This window comes from Halomonas sp. 3D7M (assembly GCF_014897885.1).
Classification (GTDB): Bacteria; Pseudomonadota; Gammaproteobacteria; order Pseudomonadales; family Halomonadaceae; genus Vreelandella.
The window spans coordinates 2,549-10,350 of the sequence record NZ_JABUZF010000239.1 but is presented as its reverse complement, the minus strand read 5'-3'; the positions used below and the strand labels follow the sequence as shown (position 1 = coordinate 10,350).

The 7,802-nt window shown below is 52.5% G+C and carries 6 protein-coding genes; 4 read left to right on the top strand and 2 right to left on the bottom strand.

Going from position 1 to position 7,802, the window contains the following annotated elements; translation table 11 throughout:
• Positions 1–813, top strand: an 813-nt coding sequence (locus tag INT22_RS13795; RefSeq protein ID WP_226912734.1) for a DMT family transporter, incomplete at its 5' end; no start/stop codon positions are given.
• Between the two features lie 3 nt (positions 814–816).
• Here the strand turns inward: INT22_RS13795 and INT22_RS13790 are convergent.
• Positions 817–1,590, bottom strand: coding sequence for an RsiV family protein (locus INT22_RS13790; RefSeq protein ID WP_193060921.1), 774 nt, complete (start codon positions 1,588–1,590; stop codon positions 817–819).
• A gap of 112 nt (positions 1,591–1,702) precedes the next feature.
• Positions 1,703–3,136, bottom strand: coding sequence for a hypothetical protein (locus INT22_RS13785; RefSeq protein ID WP_193060920.1), 1,434 nt, complete (start codon positions 3,134–3,136; stop codon positions 1,703–1,705).
• A 316-nt stretch (positions 3,137–3,452) separates the two neighbouring features.
• Here INT22_RS13785 and INT22_RS13780 point away from each other — a divergent pair, with 316 nt between their 5' ends.
• The 3 genes from INT22_RS13780 to INT22_RS13770 all read left to right on the top strand — a co-directional run bounded on the left by INT22_RS13780 (position 3,453) and on the right by INT22_RS13770 (position 7,777).
• Positions 3,453–3,827 carry a septal ring lytic transglycosylase RlpA family protein gene (locus INT22_RS13780; RefSeq protein WP_089038975.1) on the top strand — a complete coding sequence of 125 codons (375 nt, stop codon included), beginning with the start codon at positions 3,453–3,455 and terminating at the stop codon, positions 3,825–3,827.
• Between the two features lie 194 nt (positions 3,828–4,021).
• Positions 4,022–5,026, top strand: a complete 1,005-nt coding sequence (locus INT22_RS13775; RefSeq protein ID WP_193060919.1) for an NADP-dependent oxidoreductase — start codon at positions 4,022–4,024, stop codon at positions 5,024–5,026.
• Between the two features lie 273 nt (positions 5,027–5,299).
• The gene (locus INT22_RS13770; RefSeq protein WP_193060918.1) at positions 5,300–7,777 is read left to right on the top strand and encodes a glucose/quinate/shikimate family membrane-bound PQQ-dependent dehydrogenase; all 2,478 of its coding nucleotides are present in this window, start codon (positions 5,300–5,302) and stop codon (positions 7,775–7,777) included.
• Positions 7,778–7,802 lie beyond the last annotated feature (25 nt).

Below are 7,802 nucleotides of genomic sequence, written 5' to 3'. Positions count from 1 at the left end.
GTGATGTTATGGAGCATAGCGCCGCTATTAGCAGAGTTGGCTCGGGATACCTCTCCGCTTCAGCTCACCGCACTTACGCTGCTTGCAGGTGCACTGGCAACATTGCCACTCAGCCGTCGCGTTAACGTCGCGGCTTGCCGTCCTCGCTGGCAAATTAGCGTATGGCTTGGCCTACCACTATTGATCGTTGGTGCTGTTAGCAGTTACTACATTGGCATGCGTCTAGCACCTGCCGCAGAAGCCGCTTTGATCACCTACACCTGGCCAGTGCTGTTTGTACTATTAAGCCAATGGAGCCGGTTTGGTCGTCTGCATATCGCCAGCGTGACAGGTGCGCTAATTGCTTTTTCGGGTGCCGCTATTTTGTTACTGCCGCAAGCCTTAAGTGGCGGCTTTGGCGGGGCTGCTTCAGGGTATGGGTTAGCGCTACTGGCGGCTTGTTGCTGGGCGCTCTACTCCTGGCTCGGGCAAGTAGCTCCTGTATCGCTAACACCATTGCTCCCGCGGTTATTAATGATCGCCTGCGCTGTTGCAGCCTGCGCCAGCTTGATAGTGGAAGGAACCTTCATCATGCCGCAGGGTGAGGCTCTGTTGGCGGGTATCGCGCTGGGGCTTGGGCCGTACGGCATCGCTATGGTGGCCTGGGATAAAGCACTACGCTTTGGCCAAGCCAGCCTAGTCGGCAGCCTTGCCTATGGCGTACCGATCCTAGCGGCACTGCTACTGGTACTGGCAGGCGTCAGCGTGTTTGACTGGCGGCTACCAACGGCCGCCTTATTGGTCGTCGTAGGCTGTTTAAAAGCAAGCCGCTAAACACTATTGACCTAAATAGCGAGGCTTTGCGATACCTTCCAGCGCATCAAGGGGGATCGTCAGAACAGGCTGGCCGGCTGCATAAGGGGCAATTTCATAGACGTTGTATTTAACTTCCCAGGCAGTTGCCAACGGGGCTATGTTGCGGCTCTCGCTGAGCGGCCAATTGAGGGCAAACTGCTCATCATGACCCATCTCCTCTATCCAGCGTTGGTGGGCCTGATCAAGCAGTGCTTGAAAAGCGCCCTGCTGGCCTTCCAACAACATATCGTCTGGATCAACCACACGCAGCTGACGCTCGTCTATCACCATAAACTCAGTCATTGGCAAACCATGCGCTTGCCCCGCATGATAAACGTAGCTACTTAGCTCAAGTATCAATAAGTCGTTGTGCTGCCCATAAACCTTAGCTTCTAATACCGCTTCGCTAGTCATTGCTCCAGGTGAGGTGCGATTATCTTCCTCAGCTAGCTCAAAAAAGTTTTGTGCATAGGCCTCCCAGCTATCAGCTGGCAATGCATCCTCCTCAGTGATGCCCATTGCAAGCGTTAACAGCCGTTTTTGTAACTGCTCCGTTAGCTCTGCAGATTGCGGAAACGCGAGCGCAGACACGGTGACGGTAGAGCACTGTTCAGCCTGACACTCAGGTGCTATGTACTCTTTTTCAACCGCTTTGGAAGCAAGCGTAAGTGACTCTGCAGAAGCATCATCCGACGACTGACAACCACCTAGTAACAATAAACCAATCACCGTTAAACCGAATGAATAGCGCAGCATAAAACCTCCTTGTGAATAACGTAGGCACCTTCAAGCCACGTAAATAGGAATACAAAAGCAAACGCCCCTGCTGTCTCCAGCAAGGGCGTTGCATCATACAACGTGCGCTACATTACGCGTCAGGCTGCATTTCTGTTGGCTCTGTATTGACTTGCAACTCAAACATGCCGCTGCCGCTAACTGCGAAACCACGTGCAACAACAGTGTAGGTACCCGGCAAAAGCGCCTGCTCTAAACGCGAGTTAGTGCCGCTACCGCCGTCATCATCGCTATAAGAATCACCGCCGCCACTTAGCTCTAAATACGTATCAAAGTCACTTGAACGCATGCTGAGCCTAACCAAAGAGCTTTCTTCTAAAGTGAGTTCATAGGTCAACGGCTCACCACTATACCAGCCAGTGAGCGTTTCATTAGCTGTTAACTCACCCTCATTACGTAGTTCTACACCCTCCGGCAATTCACGCGGCTCTACTGAAAGCGTAAACAAACCGCTGTCGGAGCCATACGCCGTGCGTGCTGTTAATTGATAACTACCCGGTGCTAAAAAGTCGGCAATACTGGCATCCAGATTGCCAGCACTATCGTCATCTTCGCGGAAGTAGCCATTTGGCCCTTCCAGCACAAGATAAGAGTCGATATCGCTTGAGCGCATATCAATTTGATACATACCCGCTTCTTCGATCTCTAGTTGATAGCTTCGCTCCTGGCCGCTAAACCAACCATTCAGCGTTTCGCTGGGCACAACACTCCCATCATTGCGCAGATCGTCAGGCAATTCACGTGGCTCCGCACTCAACGTAAAAAGACCACTCCCTTCGCCGAAGGCAGAACGTGCGGTGACGGTGTAATCACCAGGAGCAAGAAAGTCTGAAATACGTGCATTCAAGTTGCCAGCGCCATCATCATCCTCACGGTTGTAGCCGTTCGGACCAGACAGCTCCAGATACGCATCAAACTCATCGGCACGCATCTCGATTTGATACATACCTTCTTCTTCAACGGTTAACGTCACTTCCCGTGACGTGCCACCTAGCCAACTATCCATCGGCTCGCCAATGGTCAGCGTGTCAGAATCGCTCAGCTCAACCGTGCGGCTATTAAGGGTGAATGGGCCATAGCTGCTTGCATCCGCCCCACTGACGGCCACTACGTATTGACCATCTTTTTCGATACGATGACGAACGGTCTCGGCATTCTCCAGCAGCTGCAGCCCATCGTCATAGAGAGCAACGACTCCCCTTAAGGCACCACTGAGAGAAAACTCGACTAACGAGTCCTCTTCCAGATTGATGACATAGCGCACATAGCGGCTACCATCATTACCGTTCAGCTCCGCTGCCGAGGTAATCTCTCCCCTAGTTTGCTCACCTAGCGTAATACTTTCGAGCCCTGCTAATGCTTGGGAAACCTGCCCCTGCTCCGCACTGGTAGGTTCTGCGGCGCTTGTCGTTGATGTAAAACTGGGCGCCGCCTGAGCGGCTAACAACCCAACAGCAACCCCACCGGCGGCAACCAAAATTAGCGTTAGAGAAGAAGACTTAGCCATAGGTGCATCCTTGTTTATTGGCAAACATGTAAAACCTAGCGAGTGCTAATTATATGATGCCTATCTGAGTAAAGTGAGCCTTTATCTAAAATTTATACCAGACACATGACACCGCCGAGTTACATCGACCACACTTCGTTAACTTGCTGAATCACAACGGCACTGAAGAAAGTTGCAAAAAATCTTAATTTAGAAGCCAATTGCACCGATCTTCGTAAAGCTTGCCGTATTAAAATGACCACGTTACCATCGGAGCAGATATCGGTAAATACTCCGACACATAAAGAATCGGCACAATGTAAACTGAGGCACTCCAATGGGAGCATCTAAACGGTTCATCCGCACGAGCTGTGCTGCGGCATTACTCACCTTCTTTTCCACTGGTCATGCATTTGCCACAGAAATTCAAGAGGGAATCGCATCCTTTTACAGCGATCGCTTCCAGGGTTCCCCTACAGCCAGTGGCGTACCTTTTGACCAACAAGCGCTAACGGCTGCTCATCCAACGCTTCCTTTTGGCACCAAGGTGCTAGTTACCCGCCCTGATACTGGCCAGGAGGTTGAGGTACTGATTAATGACCGCGGCCCCTTTGTTAAGGGACGTATTATTGACCTATCAAAACGGGCAGCTCGCCAACTCGGCATGATTCGACGCGGCGTTGCCCCCGTCATGATCACCCTGGTCGATTAACGGATAACACACCCGCAAGTGTGTGATACCCCTTAAACAAACAGCGTTGAAGAAGATTAAGCTTAATTGAAAGCGGCTCACCAGAGCCGCTTTTTTATTGCACAGCAAATTAACTCTTCGACGAACTTGAAAGCGCGCTAACGGTCTCTATGCTGCAAGGAGATTTGTTTAAATCACACATGCAGGAGGCACCCATGCAATCTCGCTTTTTTACCTTAACGAATTACCCCACCGGCTTACCTAAACGCGAACTATTTTCACTGGAAAGTCAGGAACTTCCCGATCTTGACGAAGGTGAAGTCAGGGTTCGCAACCATTGGCTGTCCGTTGATCCATATATGCGTGGACGAATGACAGGGGTACGCACCTATGTCGCCCCTTTTGAGCTGGGCAAGCCGATGGAAGGTGGCGCAATTGGCGAGGTCATTGCGTCTAACCACCCAACCATTAAGGAAGGCGATAAAGTCAGCCACATGGGCGGCTGGCGGGATATCGCGCAGGTGTCAGGCGACAGTGTCACTGCGTTACCAGACAGTGACGTACCAGAACAAGCATATCTAGGTGTATTGGGCATGCCAGGTATGACGGCATGGACAGGCTTGAACCTTATTGCCGAGTGTAAACCTAGCGACAATGTACTGGTAAGCGCTGCCAGTGGTGCTGTTGGCTCGCTTGCTGTACAGCTGGCGAAAGCCAAAGGTTGCCACGTGGTTGGCATTGCTGGGGCTGCCCACAAGCTTGCATGGCTTGAATCATTGGGCGTTGAGCCGGTTAGCTACCAAGGCCGAAGTGCACAGGAACTCAGCGACGCTGTTAAGCTTGCTAGCCCTAATGGCATTGACGTGTATTTTGAGAACGTTGGTGGTATCTGCTTAGAAGCAGCGCTAAGTCAACTCAATGACGGTGCACGCATTGCTGTATGCGGCATGATTGACAGCTATAACGCCGAAGCACCGGCACCAGGGCCGAGCAACCTTTCCCAGTTGGTGGTACGCAAAGCTAAGATGCAGGGATTTATTGTTGCCGATCACTGGTCTAGCTATCGCTACTTCCTCAACGAAGTCTCTCCTCAGGTAGCGAAAGGCAATATAGCCTATAAAGAAACCGTCAAAGAGGGTCTTGAAAGCACACCGGATGCCTTTTTAGCGCTTTTTGAAGGGGGCAACACCGGCAAAATGCTGGTGAAGCTCACTGACTAAGCCATGCTTACGTCAAGTTAACCCCACATTGCTACCTCACTATTTCCTACCTCAATAACAAGCCGCGCCACGGTAACAGGCGCGGCTTTTTGGTTTGCAGCACTACTTAGCAAGCAAATTATTAGACCAAAAGTGAATTGATTATTAAAATTACCCATAATCAATGTGTGTTTTAACCCATCATCACTGCCAATGGGTTAGGGCACGTTGCAGATCTGTCGCTTTTCTAATTTTACCAAGCGGCTTCAATTCGTTGTTAATAGGGGTTTTCTCATGGATGGACACACGCGTGCCCACGGCAAATGGCCAGCGCTACTGCTTGGCCTGCTACTCGCGGTAGCTGGTGTTGCACTGACCATTGGCGGCGCTAAGCTGCTTAGTTTAGGTGGTAGCGCTTACTACTTAATCGCTGGGGTCAGTATTTTTGTTGTCGGTGTACTGCTGGCAATGCGCAAAGGCATAGCCTTATGGCTTTATGCAGCGGTACTTTTTGCAACGCTGCTATGGGCACTCTGGGAAGTTGGCTTAGACTGGTGGCAGCTGGTCCCCAGGGTTGCCATTGTCTGTTTAATTGGCATCATTTTACTGCTTCCCTGGTGGCGCAAACCGCTACATTCACGCGGCGGCAGCCTAGCGCTAGTGGCAAGCATTGTCGCAGCGATTATTGTGGCAATTGCTAGTCAATTCACCTATCCAGGTACTGTGGCAGGCACGATGGAGTCTGCCAATAATAAAGAGGTTAACCCAGCCCAGGCTGCAGGCGATGACTGGCCTGCCTACGGCGGCACTAATGCAGGGACGCACTACTCCTCGCTTAGTCAGATTACTCCCGAAAATATAGGCGAACTGGAAGAGGTGTGGCGTATTCAAACCGGTGATGAACCCGGCCCCAATGCACCGCCTGAAATCACCAACCAAAACACGCCGTTAAAGGTCAACGATAGCCTTTATATTTGTACATCGCACAGCCGTGCGATGGCACTGTCGCCCGAAACCGGCGAAACCCTGTGGGCGTTTGATCCCAACATTAGCACCATGGGCGCAGACGACTTTTCCGGTTGGGCACATATGACCTGCCGCGGCTTGGCGTATTATGATGCGGCTAATTATTCCAGCAGTACTGAAGATTCCACCATCGATAAACCAACACTGTATGCCGATGGCAGTCAGTTTGAACTCGACCTCTCCTTCTCGCTCACCTCAGAAGAAGACTCCACGTCTGAGCTGTTAAGCGCCACCGATGTCATGTGCCCACGCAGGCTTTACCTACCCACCGCCGATGCCCGCCTGATTGCACTCAACGCCGATACCGGGGAGCGCTGTGAAAGTTTCGGCGAAAACGGTGAGATCGACCTGACGAACAATATTGGCGAGTTTAGCCCAGGAGGCTATTACTCGACATCGCCTGCGACTGTCACTGAAGACTTAGTAATTTTGGGTGGCCACGTTACCGACAACAGCTCAACCGACGAACCCTCTGGCGTTATACGCGCCTTCGACGTACATACTGGCGGACTAGTGTGGAACTGGGACAGCGGCAACCCTGAAGACACCGCACCATTAGAAGAGGGCGAGACTTACACGCGTAACTCACCCAATGTGTGGGCGCCGATTAGCGCCGATGAAGAGCTTGGCCTCGTTTACCTGCCCATGGGTAACGCTACGCCAGACCAGTACGGCGCTAACCGCTCTGAAAATGATGAGACCTTTAGTGCCGGGCTAGTAGCGCTTAATTTGAACGACGGCCAAGTGGCCTGGGTGTACCAGTTTGTACACCACGACTTGTGGGACATGGACACACCTGCACAGCCCGTATTGATTGACTTGGCAACAGCAGATGGCACCCAGCCAGCCGTCATTCAGCCCACTAAACAAGGCAGCTTGTATGTGTTAAACCGTGAGACCGGCGAGCCGATTGTGCCCATTGAAGAAGTGCCCGCCCCTCAAGGTGCTATTGAAGGCGACTGGACGGCAGAAACCCAACCTCGCTCAGCACTGAATTTGCTACCACCGCCGCTTACCGAGCGCGACATGTGGGGCGCATCACCCTTTGATCAGATGATGTGCCGCATCCAATTCCTCTCGCTGCGCTATGAAGGCCAGTACACACCGCCTTCGCTGGAAGGCAGCATTATCTACCCTGGCAACGTTGGGGTGATGAACTGGGGTGGTGTTGCGGTAGACCCAGAACGCCAAGCACTGTTTACCGGCGCGAAGTACTTAGCGTTTGTTTCCAAGCTGATTCCACGTGATGAAGTTGAGGATGGCCAAGGCTCAGCTAGCGAGCAAGGCCTGCAGCCCAACACGGGTGCCCCTTACGCAGTAGAACTCGGCCCGCTGCTGTCAGTGCTCGGCCTTCCCTGCCAAGCACCCTCTTGGGGGGATGTGGCAGGAATCGACCTGCAAAGTAACGAAGTTGTGTGGAAGCACCACAATGGCACCACCCGCGACAGCATGCCCTTTGATCTGCCGATTGGTCTGAACGTCGGCGTCCCTGCGCTGGGTGGCCCGCTAACCACTGCGGGTGGCGTTTCCTTCCTAAGCGGCACACTGGATCAATACCTGCGCGGCTACGACATCACCACTGGCGAAGAGCTGTATAAAGCTCGCTTGCCTGCCGGCGGCCAAGCAACGCCGATGACTTACACCGGCGCAGATGACCGCCAGTATGTGGTCGTTACCGCCGGTGGTCACGGCACCTTCGGCACCAAAATGGGTGACTACGTGATTGGTTACGCTTTACCGGAATAGCCATCACTTAGCGTAGCGACGAACA

What these genes read in the sequence shown, in the direction of transcription:
- INT22_RS13775 (WP_193060919.1), top strand. Translation starts at nt 4,022, where the DNA reads ATGCAATCTCGCTTTTTTACCTTAACGAATTACCCCACCGGCTTACCT.
- INT22_RS13790 (WP_193060921.1), bottom strand. Translation starts at nt 1,590, where the DNA reads ATGCTGCGCTATTCATTCGGTTTAACGGTGATTGGTTTATTGTTACTA.
- INT22_RS13785 (WP_193060920.1), bottom strand. Translation starts at nt 3,136, where the DNA reads ATGGCTAAGTCTTCTTCTCTAACGCTAATTTTGGTTGCCGCCGGTGGG.
- INT22_RS13780 (WP_089038975.1), top strand. Translation starts at nt 3,453, where the DNA reads ATGGGAGCATCTAAACGGTTCATCCGCACGAGCTGTGCTGCGGCATTA.
- INT22_RS13770 (WP_193060918.1), top strand. Translation starts at nt 5,300, where the DNA reads ATGGATGGACACACGCGTGCCCACGGCAAATGGCCAGCGCTACTGCTT.